We start from the raw sequence: 16,531 nt of genomic DNA, 5'->3' as shown, positions 1-16,531 counted from the left end.
AAGCCGGGGGCAAGCGGTGGCTCCCGGAGTTGTTGCTATCGAGGTGTGGCAACGATACCCAGGAGGTCACCCGAGGACACGACGTCGACGTCGAAGGCGGCCTGCGTCAGGTAGTCGATGAGGTGGCCGGGGGTCGGCTTCGGGCTGGTCGATACGCGCGCGTCCGGTTGGCCGTATCCGTAGAACAGATAGAACTTGCCGTCCTCGGCGAGGCAGTCACGGATGAGGGCGAGTTCCGTTGTCGGTCGCTTGGTCCAGAAGAGGTTCACGTTGACGGCGAAGACGATGTCGAATCCCGTCGCGTCCGGCCCGATCTCCTCGAGTAGTTGCTCTCTGCGCAACTGCTCCATCCCGGCCTGCAGCAGGCTGACTCGCCCCGAATCGATGTACGCGGCATGCCGTTTCGCGGCGCGGGCGATCGCGGTCGGGGAGCGGTCGACGCCGACGACGTGCCCGTTGCGCAGTCGTTCGGCGAGATAGGCGAGCGAATCGCCCGACCCCGGCCCGATCTCGAGGATCCGATCGTCGGGCCGCACCAGCATGGTCTCGACGATCCATCGAAACCGTCCGTCAGCCGCCATTACTGCAATCTAGGAGGTCGTGGCGACCAGCGGGGCCGATTCGCCGGTAGTCACACCACCGCGGCCGACGAGCGGATCAGACTCCTGGTGGCCAGCCGTCGGCACGACCCGGTGGGTCGGTGGCCAGGCGGGCGGCCAACCAGCTGTCGCGGCGGACACCGCGCTGTAGATTGCCGAGCCTGGCCAGGCCCTCATAGCGAAAACCGTTGCGGCGGACCACCGCTGACGAGGGGTGGTTGCCGACGAAGGCGCGCCACGTGATGCGCGCGAGGGCCATTCCGTCGGGGTCGAAACCGAAGTCGCACACCAGCGTGATCGCGCGCGACATCAATCCGCGTTCGCGATACTCGGGCACCAGCCAGAAACCGATTTCGCGCGCCGATTCGTCGACCGCTCCGAGGCTGATCATGCCGACGACGGGGCCGTCCGCGCGCAGCCGCAGCGCCCACGTCGGGTTGTCCGCCGCCCAGCCCGGCACCACCAGTTCGTCGAGGAATCTCTCGGCGTGCTCCCGGCGATACGGCACCGGAATCGTCACCCACTCGCCGATGGACGGATGCTGGCAGCATTCGACGATGGCGTCGATGTCGGCCGTGGTCGGCGGCGACAACCACACCTTTTCGTCGGACAGTAGGCGTACCTCCATTCGAGCATGGTGTCATGCGGGCACGCGCCGGATCATCCGGTTTTCGCAGCACCGGCCATGACGCCGTGGTAATCGGGCCTTGGCGCAGACCGTAGAATCAGACCGATGGTTGCCGCTCTCCTCGCCGACTTGTTCGAATCGCATCGGGCACATTTGCTTTCCGTCGGGTACCGCCTGACGGGCAGCGTCGGCGATGCCGAGGACGCCGTGCAGGAGAGTTGGCTACGTCTTGCGGGTGCGCACCAATCGGAGATCGAGGATCTGCGGGCCTGGCTGACCACCGTGGTGAGCCGAATTTGCTTGGACCGCTTGCGCAGTGCCGCAGTACGCAGGGAAAGCTATGTGGGGCAATGGCTGCCGGAGCCGGTAGTGACTGCCATCACACCGTCGAGCACGCCTGATCCGCTGGACATGGTGGTCCGCAAGCAGGAGTACCGCTTCGCGGCGATGGTCGTGCTGGACACCCTGACGCCGCCGCAGCGGGTGGCATTCGTTCTACACGATGGTCTTTCGGTGCCGTTCGACGAAATCGCCGACATCCTCGACATCTCGGCGGATGCGGCGAGGCAGTTGGCCGTGCGCGCGCGCAAGGCCGTAGCGCACACTCCCGCGCCGGTGCCGGATGACGAGCACGAGGCCGCGGTGCAGCGGCTGCTCGTCGCCTTGAGTTCCGGTGACATCGACGCGGTAACCGCTGCGCTGCATCCGGATTCGGTGATGATCGGCGATGCCAACGGCACCACGTCGACCGCGATCAACGTGGTCGGTGGCGCGGATCGAATCGCCCGCTTCCTGCACGGCCTCGCCCGTAAGTACGGGCTGGACGGTTCGACGGAAACTCCGGCGGTCGATCTCGAATTCGCCGTGGTCAATGGGCAATTGGGGCTGGTGGTGAGGTGGGCGGTCGCGGGCGACTGGCCGAGTACGCATCGGACCCGGGTCATGGGCTTCACAGTTCGCGACGGATTGGTCTGGGGCGCTTACGATGTGGCCAACCCCGACAAGCTGTCGGGAATTCATCTCGGGTGAAAAGACGCCAGGCCGGGCCCTCATCGCCAGGCCTGGCGTCGGCGGTCGCTACGGCGTAGACGAGCCGTTGAACCAGTTTCCTGTCGACGAGCCGTTGAACCAGTTTCCGGTGGAGGACCCGAGCCCGCCACTGCCGGTCGAGGACCCGAGGCCGAGGTCGGGCGTCGAGGAACCGAGGAATGAGTCTCCGATCAGCAGATGCGCGATGTCGCGAAGCAGACCCAGTACTGATCCGGCGACCTCCGACGCGGCCGGATGCAGTAGTAGGTCGAGGTACGAGGCCATAATCGCCCCTTTCGAGATTCGCCGTGCGGCGATGTGAGGTAGAACACGGCGAGGCTAGCCGCCGTCGGGATAACGCACAACCATGCAGGTAGAAGGCTCAAATGGAAAGTGAAACATAGCCTTTCGCTATCTAATGGCAACAATAGCGACCGCTGGGCTACTCTCCGGATATGCCCACGCGTCCTGCCACCGTCGCCCGCCTGCGCCCCTTTGCCTCGACGATATTCGCGGAGATGACCGAGCTCGCCATCCGCCACGATGCGGTCAACCTCGGCCAGGGCTTTCCCGATACCGACGGACCGGCCGGGATGCTCGAGGTCGCCAGGCGTGCCATCGCCGACGGTCTGAATCAGTACCCGCCCGGGCGCGGCATGCCGGTCCTGCGTCGCGCCGTAGCCGACGATCGGGCCCGCCGCTACGGCACCCACTATGACCCGGACACTCAGGTGCTTGTCACCGTCGGCGCGACCGAGGCGATCAGCGCCGCGATGCTCGGGCTGGTCGAGCCGGGTCAGGAAGTCGTGCTGATAGAGCCCTATTACGACTCCTACGCGGCCGCGGTCGCACTGGCCGGAGCGCGGCGGCGGACAGCGCGCCTCGTTCCCGACGGTGACCGCTTCGTCCTCGATCTGGACAGCCTGCGCGCGGCGATCACGCCCGCCACCCGGATGCTGGTGGTGAATTCACCGCACAACCCGACCGGAACCATTCTGGACCGCGCCGATCTCACGGCGATCGCCGAAATCGCCTGTGCGCACGACCTGCTGGTGCTCACCGACGAGGTGTACGAGCACCTCGTCTTCGACGGTGCCGAGCACATCAGCCTCGCGACGCTGCCCGGAATGGCCGAGCGCACGATCGTGGTGTCCAGTGCGGCGAAGACTTTCAGTGTCACCGGATGGAAGACCGGCTGGGCGTGCGGTCCCGCGGATCTCATCGACGAGGTGCTCGCCGCCAAGCAGTTCCTGACCTTTGTCGCGGGCGGTCCGTTCCAGCCCGCCGTCGCGCACGCGCTGAACAACGAACTCGGCTGGGTGGCAGGCCTGCGAGACACCCTGTCGGAGAAGCGACTGCGGCTCTCCGCGGCGCTCGCGGATACCGGGTTCGAGGTGAAGGCCAGTGCGGGCGGCTATTTCGTCTGCGCCGACATCACTCCGATGGGGGCGTCCGACGGACTCGCCTTCTGCAGGCAACTGCCTGAACGGATCGGCGTCGCGGCGGTCCCGGTCAGTGTGTTCGCCGATGACACCGAGGCGTGGAATCGGCTGGTGCGCTTCACCTTCTGCAAACGGGACGAAATCCTGGACGAGGGGGTCCGGCGCCTGCGCGCGGGCGTGCGCGTGAGCTGACGCGGGTGTCAGCCCGCCGTACCGCCTCGGCGAGTGGTGTGCCTGGCCTGCGGCGCGCGCCATTGAAAGCGGCGTGCGAGCAGCCGGACCGCGATGGCGACCAGCGCCGCGAGGAAGCCGGTCCAGGCGCGGTAGGCGCCGAAATGCAGCAGCGCGGCGGTGGTCGCCGCGCCGAAAAGGGCGGGCACCGCGTATAGCTCCTGATCCGGACGCAGCACGCTCGGCACCTGTCCACCGAGCACGTCCCTGATCACGCCGCCGCCGATCGCCGTGACCATGCCGAGCAGCGCGGCGGTCGGGGCGCCGGTGCCATAGGAGTAGGCGACGACGGTGCCGGTGACGCAGAACAGCCCGAGTCCGATCGCATCCGCGATCTCGAGCGGGCCGCGGGTCAGCCTGCTCGTCGGGTGCCAGAAGAAGATGACGAGCGTGGTCAGCAGTGACGCGCTGAGGTAGGTCAGGTCGGTGAACGCCGAGGGCGGCGTGCGGCCGATGAGCAGATCGCGGACGACACCGCCACCGAGTGCGGTGCCGCAGGCCAGCACTGCCATGCCGAAGATATCGAGGTTCTTGCGTACCGCGAGCAAGGCGCCGGAGGTCGCGAAGGCGATGACGCCGAGCAACTCGCCGATTCGTTGCGCGGCATTGACCGCCGAGTCGAGCTGTGTCGCCATGATGTCGAGTTCGGCGCCCATGAATCCGTTCCCTTCCGAGTGCACTCTGCTCGAGCAGGTTTGCACGATGGGGGAGCTGTGAGTTCCGCGACACCCTGGTTATCGGTCCTGGTGGGTAATAGGCGCGATCAGGCCGGGGTCGGCCGCGCGCGGTCGGTCGCCAGCAGAACCGCGATGGCGCCGAGCATCGAGCCCATCACGTACCGCTGCGCGCGCAGCCACAGCGGCCTGCCCGTCAAGAAAGTCGAGATGCCGCCGGCCCCGAGCACGATCAGGCAGTTCACCGCCAGCGCCACCGTGATCTGCACCATGCCGAGGCACAGACTCTGCAACCACGCCCGCCCGTGGCCGGGCACTACGAACTGCGGAATCAACGCCATGTACATGATCGCGATCTTGGGATTGAGCAGATTGGTGACCAAGCCCATGGTGAACAGTCGGCGCGCCGGATCGGCGGGCAGCGCGGTAGGCGCGAACACCGAGGCGCCGCCGGGCCGCAATGCCTGCCAGGCCAGCCAGCCGAGATAGGCGGCGCCGGCCACCTTCACCGCCGAGTACAACCCAGGGACCACCGCGAACACCGCGGTGATGCCCGCGGTCGCGGCCGTCAGATACACCGCGAATCCGGCCGCCACTCCGCTCAGCGACACCAACCCCGCCCTGCGCCCCTGTGCGACTGTCCGCGAGACCAGGTACATCATGTTGGGGCCGGGTGTGAGCACCATGCCGAGCGCCGCTGCCGCCACCCCGATAATCGCTGCCGTCTCGATCATGTCTCTGATCGTCGCCGATCGGCCATGGGCTCGTCTCGGTCCAGTTCGACGCCGCTGGACGTGCGGCCCCGGACCGTTCCGCCCGCCGGGCTGTCGGTGGGTTCAGGGAGAATGGTCCGGAGCCAAACAAGGAGGCACCGTGACCGACGGTCCGCTGATCGTTCAGAGTGACAAGACGCTGCTGCTGGAGGTCGACCACGAGTTGGCCGACGCGGCACGGCAGTCCATCGCGCCGTTCGCGGAGTTGGAGCGGGCGCCGGAGCACGTGCACACCTACCGGGTGACGCCGTTGGCGCTGTGGAACGCGCGGGCGGCGGGGCACGACGCCGAGCAGGTGGTGGACGCCCTCGTCAGTTACTCGCGGTATGCGGTGCCGCAGCCGCTGCTGGTGGACATCGTCGACACCATGGCCAGGTACGGACGGCTGCAACTGGTGAAGCATCCGGCGCACGGGCTGGTCCTGATCAGCCTGGATCGAGCGGTGCTGGAGGAAGTGCTGCGACACAAGAAGATCGCGCCGATGCTCGGTGCCCGCCTCGACGACGACACGGTGGTGGTGCATCCGTCGGAACGCGGGCGGATCAAGCAGATGCTGCTGAAGATCGGCTGGCCCGCGGAGGACCTGGCGGGCTACGTCGACGGCGAGGCCCATCAGATCGACCTGGACTACTCCGGTGGCAAATGGCATCTGCGCGACTATCAGGAGATGGCCGCGGATTCTTTCTGGGCAGGCGGCTCCGGTGTCGTGGTGCTGCCCTGTGGCGCCGGCAAGACGATGGTCGGCGCCGCGGCGATGGCCAAGGCGAAGGCGACGACGCTGATTCTCGTGACCAACACCGTCGCGGGTCGGCAATGGCGCAGGGAACTGCTGGCGCGGACCTCGCTGACCGAGGACGAGATCGGCGAGTACTCCGGTGAGCGCAAGGAGGTCCGTCCGGTCACCATCGCGACCTACCAGGTGATCACCCGCCGTACCAAGGGCGAGTACAAGCATCTGGAGCTGTTCGACAGCCGCGATTGGGGCCTGGTCATCTATGACGAGGTGCACCTGCTGCCCGCTCCGGTGTTCCGGATGACCGCGGACCTGCAGTCGCGCCGCAGGCTCGGGCTGACCGCCACGCTGGTACGTGAGGACGGCCGCGAGGGCGACGTGTTCTCGCTGATCGGCCCCAAGCGCTACGACGCGCCGTGGAAGGACATCGAGGCGCAGGGCTGGATCGCCCCGGCCGACTGCGTCGAGGTCCGGGTGACGCTGACCGACGCCGAGCGGATGTCCTACGCCACCGCGGAGCCCGAGGAGCGCTACAAGCTGTGCTCGACCGCTCGCACGAAAATTGCTGTGGTGGAGTCGATCCTGGCCAAACACAAGGACGCGCCGACATTGGTGATCGGCGCCTACTTGGATCAGCTCGACGAATTGGGTACCGCTCTGAATGCGCCGGTGATCCAGGGCTCGACGAAAACCAAAGAGCGCGAAGAGCTGTTCGAGGCATTCCGGCGTGGCGACATTCCGGTTCTCGTGGTGAGCAAGGTCGCCAATTTCTCCATCGATCTGCCGGAAGCATCTGTAGCAGTGCAGGTTTCGGGAACTTTCGGATCGCGTCAGGAAGAGGCGCAGCGGCTCGGCCGATTGTTGCGGCCGAAACAGGATGGTGGCCAAGCCCACTTCTATTCGGTTGTCGCGCGTGACACGCTGGACGCCGAATACGCCGCACATCGCCAGCGTTTTCTCGCCGAACAGGGGTATGCCTATCGCATCACGGATGCCGACGACTTGCTGGGACCGGCCATCGGATAATCAAGGGGATCTGTCGGTGCTCTTCGGTAGAGTGGCTTTCGCGCCGGTAACGACGCTCCGGACCTCTAAGTGGGAGGCCGGGTTACCAATGTCTGCGGAGGGTTTGGCGCTGGCTGGTCCACTGCTCGGACCAGTGAAACTGGGCTCGATGAAGCAGGAACCTCGTCCGGCAACGGAGAGGAACACCCGAGAAGGGTGGTGTTGAACGTGTGTTCAGCACGCTGTAGGAAGAAGGACGTGCGACGCTTCGAATTCGCGGTGAATCGTGAACATGCCCGCGCAGTGAACGAGATCGTCGCCGATATGCGCCGACTTGGGGCGCTGGCGATCGGTGCCGCAGTCCTCCTGGGTCTCGGCACCGGTTACCTGATCTGGCTGAATCACCCGTGGGCCTACCTGCTGGCCGTCGCCTTCGCGCTGGGTGCGGTCACCGCGCTCTGGGTGGGGCTGTGGACGCCGCGACGCTCCAGCATCGACAAGCTGTATGCCGACGGGGAACTCGTCCCCGCCGTGATTTCCGAGACGCACCCCAGCGGGGTGGTGCTGCTGGCGCTGGTCGACGTGGCGAAGCCGGAGGCGACCGATCCGCGCTATGCACTGGTGATCAGGAAGGTTCGCGACCTACCCGGCCACCAGAAGCGCGCGGGCGAACGGGTGCCGTCGGTCGCGGTGCGCACCGACCGCGCGCCCAGACAGGTGGGTGAGCGGTGGCAGTCGGTCAGCGCCATGCCGATCGCGTGGGGTACCCGCGACGACGCGGTCATCGAGCGGGCCCGCGCCGCGATCAGCGAGGTCGAATGGCGGCTGCTCACCGACAATCTCGCGCTCGCGGACAAGGTGCGTCGCAGCTCGGCCAAGCGCCTGTTGCTCGACCCGCACCAATTGCCCGGCGACCTCGGCGCGTGAGTTGACCTGTGATCCTCCGGAATTCGGGTTGCACGGCAGCCTAGACTCGGAAGATGGTGCCCACGACCAATCTGCTGGCCTTTATCGCCGCGTCGTTGCTGATCATCGTCATCCCCGGCCCCGGCGTGCTGTTCACGATCGGCCGGGCACTCGCGCTCGGCCGACGGGCCGCCCTTGTCTCGGTGTTCGGGCACTCGGCGGGAGTCTTCGTCGCGCTGCTGTTCGTCGCTGTGGGCCTCGGCGCCCTGATCGCGGCCTCGGCGTTCGCGCTCACCGTCGTGAAGCTCGTCGGCGCCCTCTATCTGATGTATCTCGGGGTGCAGGCGTTCAGGCAGCGCAAGGCGCTGCGGGAAGCATTGGGTGCGGTGGACGATTCGTCTTCCGACACCCGGGTATTCCGGCAGGGCGTTCTCGTCGGGCTTACCAACCCGAAGTCGATCGTCTTCTTCTCGGCGGTGCTCCCGCACTTCGCTGACCCGGACGCGGGCGCGATGCCGCTGCAATTCCTGATACTCGGCTCCATCTTCCTCGGCATCGCGTTGGTCTCCGACAGTGCCTGGGGACTGCTCGCCGCATCGGCGCGTTCGTGGTTCGCGCGCTCGCCACGGCGGCTGGAGGCGGTCGGCGGCGCGGGCGGCGCGATGATCTTCGGTCTCGGTGCGTCGGTGGCGCTGACCGGCGCCGCCGACTGAAGCGACTACCATCCACCGAGGTCGGTACGCGGTACCGGAATCCACGGGTGGTGGAAAGGGGTGGTCGAATGAGGTTGTCCGGCATGTTGTGTGTCGCGGTGGCCGGGGCGCTCGTCACCGTCGCATCGGCGCCCGCGAACGCGGATCCGCTGACCGGCGCACCGGGTCTCGGCGACCCGTACTACCCGCTGGACGGCAACGGCGGCTACGACGTCCGCCACTACGACGTCACCCTCGACTACGACCCGCCGAGTAGTCAGCTCACCGCGACAACCCGGATCGACGCGACCGCGACGCAGGCACTGCGCGTGTTCAACCTCGACTTCGACGGTCCGGACGTGCGGATGGTGTCGGTGAACAACCTGCCCGCCGCCTTCGACCGCAACGGCGAACACGAGCTGACTGTGACGCCGCTGCTGCCGCTGCTGTCCGGCCTGTCGTTCACGGTGACCGTGGACTACGCGGGCCCCGCCGCGGACGTCGAGGGAGAAGGCTGGACCCTCGCACCGAGCGGCGGCGCTCTCGTCGCGGGTGAACCGCATTCCGCCGCCACCTGGTACCCGCTCAACGACACCCCGCTGGACAAGGCCACGTTCGCGTTGCACGCGACCGTCCCCGCGGAATGGGAGGTCGTCTCCAACGGTGTTCGGACGCAGAACGCGGTCACCGCCGGCAAACGGACGGTCACCTGGGAGTCTCGTCAGCCGGTACTCGGCTACCTGACCACCGTCGCCATCGATCGGTTCAGCTACCTCGAGCAGCGTCGCGCCAACGGCATGCCGCTTGTCAGCGCTTTCGCCCCGGACGCGGACGACAGCAGGGAGACCGAGCAGCGGTTACCCGAGATCCTCGACTTCGTCGAATCGCTGTACGGCCCCTACCCGTTCGAGGCGGCGGGCGGGATCTATGTCGACACCGAGCTGGAGTTCTCGCTGGAAACCCAGACCAGGCCGATTTACGCGCCGTGGACCGACCTGCAGGTCGTGGTGCACGAAATCACCCATCAGTGGTGGGGCGATTCGGTCTCGGTGCGGCAATGGTCCGACATCTGCTTGAACGAATGTTTCGCCAGCTACACCGCCGATTACCTGTGGCCCGAGCGAATGGAAGGCGCCGATGTCGACGCCGATTACCGCGCCACCATTCAGAAATATCGCGATGTGCAGAAGTTCTGGGATATTTCCTTGGGCGATCCCGGCGTCGGGAACGAATTCACCTCCGTCTACTACCGTGGCCCGCTATTCCTGCACGCACTGCGCAAACAGCTCGGTGATGACTTGTTTTTCACCGCCGTCCGGGAATTCAATGTCGCCCATACCTACGGCAATGCCTCCATGCCCGAGTTCCGTACCTTCATGCAATCGAAATCCAGGGCCGATCTGACCGGCTTCTTCGGCGCCTGGCTCGACCAGGAGACAGTGCCCGCCGACGAGTACCTCTTCCCAGGGGCACTGCGCGGCTGAGGGCATGTCACTCGGTGTCGACGCGCTCGCGCGCCTTCTCCGCCCAGCGCTCCACGCGGTCGAGTTGCTTTTGCGCCGAGCGCAATTGATCGTGCGCGGCTCGTTCCGCGGTGCGGGCGAACTGCTTCTGCTGTTCGGCGTGGGCCAGCTCTTCGCGAAGAGCGGTGAGGCGAGATTTGCTCTCGGCCAGCAGATTTGCCGCGTCCTCGGTAGCTGATTGCGCGGAATCCCTTGCTGTGCGTGCGGATTCGAGCGCTTCGAGTGCGTCGTCGAGTTCCTGGCGCGCGGTTTCCGCGGTGGCGGTTTCCGCGGGCTCGGGTGTCGGCGGGGTGTCGGCGACCGCTGCCAGCGTCGGGCCTGCCGGCCCGAATCCCTCATAGGTCGCCGAGGTAGCCAGCGTTCCGGCGCGGACCTGCTCGGCGACGTCGGCATCGGCCAGTGCCGCGGTCAGCGTCTGACCCACCTCGCGCAGCACCCCCTCGCCGACCGGATGTCCGTTTTCGGCGGCCAGCGCCCCGGCCCGCTTGGCGAGGGCATTCACCACCTGCTGACGCTGTGCGGTGAGGCTACGCAGCTGGTCAGCGGACAATTCCCGCTGGGCTGTGCGCAGGGCGGCGCCGAGTTGCAGTAGCGCCTCGACATCCGCGGGCGCCGCGCGGGCCAGCAGGTTTACCGTCCATGCGGTGACCGTCGGCCTGCGCAACTTGCCGATGGCCGCGGCGAGCTCTTTGTCGCCGGCGGCCTTGGCCGCTTTGACCCGGTCGGCCCGCGCGGCGACGAAGGCGCCGGGGTCGAGCCCGTACAAGTCGACGGCAACGTCCTCTAGGGTCATACTTTCCAAGCGTAACGACTTAGCCTCTTCGGGCGACACAGAGCTCGGATTGCTTGAACGTCCACAGCGTGGGCGACTGCGAAAGGCATTGATAGTGGACTACTTTGGGTTTCAACTCCTCGGCCGCCTGCTCCCCTCGATTCTCAATTACTCGATTCTGGGGATGTACGGCCTCGGCATGCGCTGACCTACTCTCCGGCCCGAAGGCGGGCGCACCGAAGATCGTCCGAAGTGCAGATGCGGTTTCGGCGACCGTGAGGGTATCCTCACCGCGTTCACGACTACCGTGAACGCGTTCGGTGAGAGAGGTTTTCAGGTGAAGTTCCCAGGAACGAGGCTGCTGGCACGGATTGTGCTTGCCCTCCTGGCGGTGACCGCGGTCGCGGTCGCGGTGACCGGTTGTTCGGCGATCGAGGACGCGAGCAAGTCCGATACGGCAAAAGCCAAGGTCGGTGACTGTATCAACGTCATCAAGGGCTCGGCTGTCGACTCCAAGACCGAGCCGGTCGATTGCTCGTCGGAGAAGGCCGTGTACAAGATTGTGCAGACCTACGACACGAAGACCGATTGCGCGGAGGATTACACCTCCTACGAGGAGACTCTGAACGGCGGCACCACCGCCTTCCTCTGCCTGGCGCCGAATTTCAAGCAGGGCAGCTGCTACATCGACAACAACCTCACCGGATACCAGTTCGCGGATTGCGCATCCAACGAGGCGACTTTCCGGGTGATCCAGCGGATCGACGGACAGGTCGACGAACTGCTCTGTGGCGCGGAGTCGGAAAAATTCATTACCGTCTCGGATCCCAAGACGACCTTCTGCCTCGGCAAGCCGAAGGCCTGATCTCGAGCCACATCGCTTATTCGAGTAGGGCGACCGATGCGATCCGGTGCAATGTGAAGTGCCGGACCGCGCCGGTCACCGGATCCAGCGCATCGAGCTGACCGTTGCCGACTTTCAACGGTTCGACCACGCGCTGGGTCGCGACGCCAGAGGCGTCGACATAGCCGATATTGACCGACCGCCGCACCCGCGCCGCCAATTGCAGCAGCGCCAGGGTTGCGGCGGTACTGGTTCGGGTGCCGTCGGTGCGCACCGACTGCCCGTTGCGGGCGCTGGCGGCGCGTTCGCCCGCCCGTAGTTCCGCCACCAGCAGCTCCAGCTGTTCGGCGCTCGGCGGCGTCGGCCGATAGGGCTGCCGCGCGTTCGGCCGGATCGTGATGCGCGCGCCGCGCGGCCGCAGATCGACGATCGTGCCTGCCGAATCCTCGCCCGCCGGCGCGAATCCGGCCGCGCGTAGTTGCTCGAGCAGCTCACCCATCGGGGCTTGGGCGATAGCGACGGTCGGGGCGATCGCCCGCAGCGCAAGCGCGCTCGCCACGGGTGCGGCAAGCACCTGCGCAAGCAGTGCCGGGTCGTCGCTGCGCAGGAACGACTGCGCCATCCCGGCCCGCAGCTGCCCGTGCCGCCTGGCCACGTCGTCGATCAGATAGGTCAGCGCCTGCGGAATCGGCGTGCGCGAGTGGGTGGTGAACAGCGCGTGCAACTCGGCCGCCGTCATACCGCCGTCCAGCGCGCGCCGCACCGAGGTCTCCCCGATCCGATAGACAGTTGCCGCGCCCGCCGATTCGACATCGGCGACCAGTGCGATTTGCTGCTGTAGGTCCGCCGTCAGCGGACCCGGTGCGATCACCGTCAGGTCGGCCTGCACCAGCACGTGATCGACCGGGGCGGGAAGTGCAGCCTCCATCGCGGCCTCGGCGTCGGCCGCGCTGGTCGGTGCGTCGTGCAGCAGCGCTCTTGCGGGGGAGCCGAGGGCGCCACGGCCGACGAAGCCGAGCGCCGCCGCCTCCCGCAGAGTGTTCTCGACCGCCTCCGAGCGAAAATGCCTGCGCCAGCGGGGTTGCCGCCAGGCCATGATCCTGCCGATATCAGCGGGATCCAGCGCTGTGCCGGAGGAGAATTCACCGAGCAGGTTCAGCATGGCGCGCCGATCGCGCGGCGCGTGCGGGGTGCGTAGCTCGATCGCGAGCGCCGCGAGCGGCTTGTCGTTGGCGTCGCGCATCCCGATCATCCATGGCATCCGGTCCAGATCGAGCCAGGCCAGCGCGAGGGTCACCCAGCGGCGGGCGAGCGGGGCATCACGCCAGGCGTCGGCCGCGGGCGTCGGCGCCCAGAAGTCGTCGGTGGAGTCGAACTCCGGTGGCGGGTCCGGCATGCCCTTCGCGACCAGCCTCGCCGCCGCGAGCAGTTCGACGAGCAGCCCGGCCCGAGCTTCGTCGACTCCGGTCTGTTTGGCGATGCGACGCAACTCCCGCACGCCGAGTCCGCCTGCCCGCAACGCGGGCGCGGGCGCTTGGCCGAGCGCCTCCAGCACATCCGCGCAGTGCCGCAACAACTCACCCACTTCACCCGCCGCAACCGCATTGACGTCCGCGGGGGCTTGTTTGCTCAGCCGCGGATGTGGCGGGGTGAGGGCATGCGGGTGGGTCACCGGCTCACGACGCAGCATCTGGCCGACGGTGACCGGCAGCTCGACCGTCTCATCGTCGATCCAGTGCAGCAGCCTGCGTGTCAGCAACCGTTGGATCGGGCGGTCCTCGGGCGTGCCTGGCGCCGCGTCCCTGCTGCGGCCGCGCGGGCCGGTGGTGGCGAGCTTGTCCAGCAGTGCCCGTTCGGCGGGCGCGATCTCGGCGAGGGCGGCCACCACCTCCGGTTCGGTGAGCGCGTCCGGGATTTCGGTGGTGCTGCCGATCGGCCATGGCAGCGCCTCGGCGGCGGCCGGAACCAGCCGCAGGTCCTCGCCGTCGGTCCAGATGAGCGCACGGTCGGTCAATCGCGCCAGTGCGGCGTCGAGTTCTGCCGCGCTGACGCGTTCGCTCAGCTGCACGTGCAACGCGCTGCGCTGTAGCGGGGTGGCCGCCCGATCGGAGTGGGTGACGCCGTGTACGGCAAGGGTTTCCACAATCGCGAACTCGAGCGTGTTCAGATCGTCGGTGGCACGCAGCACCGACGCACGCTGCTGGGCGCGTGCGGCGAGCACCGCCATCGACGAGGGCAGTGGCACGGCCAGATCGGGCCGGAGTTCGAGCAAGGCCACAAGCTGGGCATCGCTGCGGGCACCGAGCCATCCGGCCAAGGAGTCGGTCGCGATCATCGGGTCCAGCCTACGGTGCAGCGCAGGTGCCCGGCGGAGCAGGAGTATGCATTTTCGGCACCCACCTATATGGCTGTAGGCGCATAGCGGCGGGTTAGCATGGGGCCGTGGTGAACAAATCGAAGAAACCCTACGTCGACAATGGCTGGCCCAAGGTAGCCGACGGTGATCATGTGGTCACCGAACTCTCGTCGGCTCGTTCCGGTGGACTCTCGCCGTACGGTGAGGACACCGAGTTTCCGGTTCCGGCCGATCAGCTGCCGTACATGCATCCGAACACGGTGATCAATCGCTGATCCCGGGCGGAAAGCCTGCGGACACGAAAAAGGTCCCCGCATCTTCGTTGATGCGGGGACCTTCTTCGTGAATAAGACTCTGTGTGAATGAGATTCAGCGTGAACGCGGCTCAGGAGGGGAGAAGTCCCTTATTGGCCTCGAAGAAGTTCACGATGGTCGGATCGAGCTTTATGTTGCTCGCCTTGGCGCCGCTCAAGAAGTCGAGGGCTTCCTGCGGAATCTGCACGCCTTGTGCCTGCACAACGGCAACGGCGCGGTCGACTGCGGAGAAGACCTGCTGCGAGCTGTCCGCCGGCTGCACCTGCAGGGGGGATTCCTCGGCCGGCTGCCAGCGCGGCGTGGCATCCGGCGATTTCGGTGCGGTGCGCACGGTGGGTGCGCTGCTCAGTCCGAGATTGGAGGAGCAAGAGGGCCAAGCGCCCCAGCCTTGGGTGGCGAGGACCTTCTCGGCGACAGCGATCTGCTGTTCGCGGCTGGCCTGGTTGGCGGTCGCGGCGTACTCGCCGCCTCCGTGCGCGGTCCAGGTGCCGGGGGAGAACTGCAGCCCGCCCTGGAAACCGTTGCCGGTGTTGATGCCCCAGTTGCCGCCTGCCTCGCACTGCGCGAGACGATCCCAGTCGGAGTCCGGTGCCGCAGCGGCGTTGCCAGCGAGGGCTACACCGGCGGTGCCGATGATGGCGCCGGTAACGGCGACCTTGGCAACAGTGCGCCCGGTGGAGGTTGGCTTGCGATGGCGTCCACTCATATCGGGTTCTTCTGCCTCTCCTACGCACCTGCATGTGGTCGGACTGAGAGGTCGTCCGTCCGCCCTCACCCCTATTTCCGTCGGGGTCCGGTACCCGCGGGGTGAGGCTTGGTGCGGCGGGCCGGTGGTTGCCGGGTGTCCCGGCTGGGTAAGACCGTACGACGATCGCCGAGAAAAATCACTATTTGGTAACCGGCGTGTACCCGTGGGTCTCGGAGTGGTCTCGGTAAGTGCCCGAAGGCTTTAGCGCAGATGGGAAGTGGTGCGAACGGGCCGATTAGGGGCCGTCACCACTCCGTGACCCCGTCGTTATGTGACGAGGATCACACTCGAGATTTGGTAACAATCGGGTCGGGTAACCGTGTTCGCGTCACCGGGATCGGCGGCCGGACCACAGTGCGTACCCGAAGCCGACCAAGAATCCGAGCGGCGCGAGCATGGCGATCAGATACAGCCAGAGCCCCGGCGAGGAGTCGCTGAGGATCGGCGTCAGAAAGATCGCGACGATCGCCAGCAATCCGATCGCGAACAGGCCGAGTGCGAGGTGCAACAGCCGATCGCTCGAGCGGCGCGGAGACCCGCTCGGAGGCGGCGGCGCAGAGGGGTTCGTCACTCGAAGACCGTAAAACTGATGTGCTTGCGTTATTGGCACCGGGGTAGACTCGGTGAGAATCGCGTCCTGCATGAGTGGGGCGCGTTACTTTTCGCAAACTGACAGGATCTGCCTCGCGATGCTTCGCGCGGTGGGTCCCGGGCAGACGGATGTGCTCGGACAACAGGGTCCGACTTTCGACGATGAACAGGTGAGCGCAGTGCCGACCGGCAGGGTTAAGTGGTACGACGTCGAAAAGGGCTTCGGCTTCCTTTCCCAGGACGAGGGTGAGGACGTCTACGTCCGTTCCTCCGCGCTGCCCGAGGGCACCGAAGCGCTCAAGCCTGGCCAGCGCGTCGAATTCGGGATGGCCGCGGGCCGTCGTGGGCCGCAGGCGCTGAGCCTGAAGGTGCTCGAGGCGCCGCCGTCGGTCCGTCAGGGCCAGGAGCGCGAGCGCGGCGCACATCGGGAGCCCGTCGTCCGCAAGCACACGCCGGACGAGCTGCACGGGATGGTCGAGGACATGATCACCCTGCTCGAGGCCAAGGTGCAGCCGGACCTGCGCAAGGGCAAGTACCCGGATCGCAAGACCGCGCAACGCATTTCCGAGGTCGTCCGTGCCGTAGCGCGCGAACTGGATCACTGAGTGAGATAACTCGCCGGGTACGGATGTTCCCGGCGAGTTACTGTCCGCTCGCGAAATCGGCTGTC

The 16,531-nt window shown here is 66.7% G+C and carries 18 protein-coding genes; 9 read left to right on the top strand and 9 right to left on the bottom strand.

The genetic code is table 11. The annotated features are described in order from the left end of the window. Positions 1-35: 35 nt before the first annotated feature. Both ACFQZZ_RS09050 and ACFQZZ_RS09045 read right to left on the bottom strand, forming a co-directional pair. Entirely contained in the window at positions 36-581 is a 546-nt protein-coding gene (locus ACFQZZ_RS09050) for a class I SAM-dependent methyltransferase (RefSeq protein ID WP_378676784.1), read from the bottom strand. Between the two features lie 76 nt (positions 582-657). Continuing rightward, on the bottom strand, positions 658-1,227 hold the full coding sequence (locus ACFQZZ_RS09045) for a GNAT family N-acetyltransferase (protein ID WP_378676782.1): 570 nt from the start codon (positions 1,225-1,227) through the stop codon (positions 658-660). Between the two features lie 105 nt (positions 1,228-1,332). On the opposite strand from ACFQZZ_RS09045, the gene ACFQZZ_RS09040 reads away from it, so the two are divergent. After that, positions 1,333-2,256: a sigma-70 family RNA polymerase sigma factor gene (locus ACFQZZ_RS09040; protein ID WP_378676780.1), complete on the top strand. Its 924-nt coding sequence runs from the start codon at positions 1,333-1,335 to the stop codon at positions 2,254-2,256. A gap of 48 nt (positions 2,257-2,304) precedes the next feature. Here the strand turns inward: ACFQZZ_RS09040 and ACFQZZ_RS09035 are convergent, their stop codons facing one another. Further along, positions 2,305-2,541, bottom strand: coding sequence for a hypothetical protein (locus tag ACFQZZ_RS09035; protein ID WP_378676778.1), 237 nt, complete (start codon positions 2,539-2,541; stop codon positions 2,305-2,307). 170 nt (positions 2,542-2,711) lie between these two features. Between ACFQZZ_RS09035 and ACFQZZ_RS09030 the strand changes: the two genes are divergently transcribed. Then, positions 2,712-3,890, top strand: coding sequence for a pyridoxal phosphate-dependent aminotransferase (locus tag ACFQZZ_RS09030; RefSeq protein ID WP_378676776.1), 1,179 nt, complete (start codon positions 2,712-2,714; stop codon positions 3,888-3,890). Between the two features lie 8 nt (positions 3,891-3,898). On the opposite strand, the gene ACFQZZ_RS09025 is transcribed toward ACFQZZ_RS09030, so the two are convergent. Both ACFQZZ_RS09025 and ACFQZZ_RS09020 read right to left on the bottom strand, forming a co-directional pair. Next, positions 3,899-4,585: a trimeric intracellular cation channel family protein gene (locus ACFQZZ_RS09025; RefSeq protein WP_378676773.1), complete on the bottom strand. Its 687-nt coding sequence runs from the start codon at positions 4,583-4,585 to the stop codon at positions 3,899-3,901. Between the two features lie 107 nt (positions 4,586-4,692). Then, complete coding sequence (locus ACFQZZ_RS09020) at positions 4,693-5,337, bottom strand: LysE family translocator (protein WP_378676770.1); 645 nt, start codon at positions 5,335-5,337, stop codon at positions 4,693-4,695. Positions 5,338-5,476: 139 nt separating this feature from the next. On the opposite strand from ACFQZZ_RS09020, the gene ACFQZZ_RS09015 reads away from it, so the two are divergent. The 4 genes from ACFQZZ_RS09015 to ACFQZZ_RS09000 all read left to right on the top strand — a co-directional run bounded on the left by ACFQZZ_RS09015 (position 5,477) and on the right by ACFQZZ_RS09000 (position 10,196). Further along, positions 5,477-7,135 carry a DNA repair helicase XPB gene (locus ACFQZZ_RS09015; protein WP_378676767.1) on the top strand — a complete coding sequence of 553 codons (1,659 nt, stop codon included), beginning with the start codon at positions 5,477-5,479 and terminating at the stop codon, positions 7,133-7,135. Between the two features lie 237 nt (positions 7,136-7,372). Then, entirely contained in the window at positions 7,373-8,041 is a 669-nt protein-coding gene (locus ACFQZZ_RS09010) for a DUF3239 domain-containing protein (RefSeq protein WP_378676764.1), read from the top strand. A 53-nt stretch (positions 8,042-8,094) separates the two neighbouring features. Further along, the gene (locus tag ACFQZZ_RS09005) at positions 8,095-8,733 is read left to right on the top strand and encodes a LysE family translocator (RefSeq protein ID WP_378676761.1); all 639 of its coding nucleotides are present in this window, start codon (positions 8,095-8,097) and stop codon (positions 8,731-8,733) included. 68 nt (positions 8,734-8,801) lie between these two features. Then, positions 8,802-10,196 (top strand): M1 family metallopeptidase, encoded by a 1,395-nt coding sequence (locus ACFQZZ_RS09000; RefSeq protein WP_378676759.1) that lies wholly within the window; start codon positions 8,802-8,804, stop codon positions 10,194-10,196. A 7-nt stretch (positions 10,197-10,203) separates the two neighbouring features. On the opposite strand, the gene ACFQZZ_RS08995 is transcribed toward ACFQZZ_RS09000, so the two are convergent. Continuing rightward, on the bottom strand, positions 10,204-11,028 hold the full coding sequence (locus ACFQZZ_RS08995) for a hypothetical protein (protein ID WP_378676756.1): 825 nt from the start codon (positions 11,026-11,028) through the stop codon (positions 10,204-10,206). A gap of 316 nt (positions 11,029-11,344) precedes the next feature. Between ACFQZZ_RS08995 and ACFQZZ_RS08990 the strand changes: the two genes are divergently transcribed. Next, entirely contained in the window at positions 11,345-11,872 is a 528-nt protein-coding gene (locus tag ACFQZZ_RS08990; protein ID WP_378676753.1) for a hypothetical protein, read from the top strand. Positions 11,873-11,888: 16 nt separating this feature from the next. On the opposite strand, the gene ACFQZZ_RS08985 is transcribed toward ACFQZZ_RS08990, so the two are convergent. Continuing rightward, entirely contained in the window at positions 11,889-14,186 is a 2,298-nt protein-coding gene (locus tag ACFQZZ_RS08985) for a helicase-associated domain-containing protein (protein WP_378676750.1), read from the bottom strand. 107 nt (positions 14,187-14,293) lie between these two features. On the opposite strand from ACFQZZ_RS08985, the gene ACFQZZ_RS08980 reads away from it, so the two are divergent. Then, on the top strand, positions 14,294-14,482 hold the full coding sequence (locus ACFQZZ_RS08980) for a hypothetical protein (protein ID WP_378676747.1): 189 nt from the start codon (positions 14,294-14,296) through the stop codon (positions 14,480-14,482). Between the two features lie 110 nt (positions 14,483-14,592). Here the strand turns inward: ACFQZZ_RS08980 and ACFQZZ_RS08975 are convergent, their stop codons facing one another. Continuing rightward, entirely contained in the window at positions 14,593-15,228 is a 636-nt protein-coding gene (locus ACFQZZ_RS08975; protein ID WP_378676744.1) for a transglycosylase family protein, read from the bottom strand. Between the two features lie 370 nt (positions 15,229-15,598). Continuing rightward, positions 15,599-15,841, bottom strand: coding sequence for a hypothetical protein (locus ACFQZZ_RS08970; RefSeq protein WP_378676742.1), 243 nt, complete (start codon positions 15,839-15,841; stop codon positions 15,599-15,601). Between the two features lie 199 nt (positions 15,842-16,040). Here ACFQZZ_RS08970 and ACFQZZ_RS08965 point away from each other — a divergent pair, with 199 nt between their 5' ends. Continuing rightward, on the top strand, positions 16,041-16,466 hold the full coding sequence (locus ACFQZZ_RS08965) for a cold-shock protein (protein ID WP_378678290.1): 426 nt from the start codon (positions 16,041-16,043) through the stop codon (positions 16,464-16,466). Positions 16,467-16,531: the final 65 nt, after the last annotated feature.

The sequence above is a fragment of the Nocardia sp. GCM10030253 genome (genome assembly GCF_042675075.1).
GTDB lineage: Bacteria > Actinomycetota > Actinomycetes > Mycobacteriales > Mycobacteriaceae > Nocardia.
The sequence above is the reverse complement of the archived record's forward strand: the minus strand, read 5'-3'. Positions and strand labels throughout refer to the sequence as shown.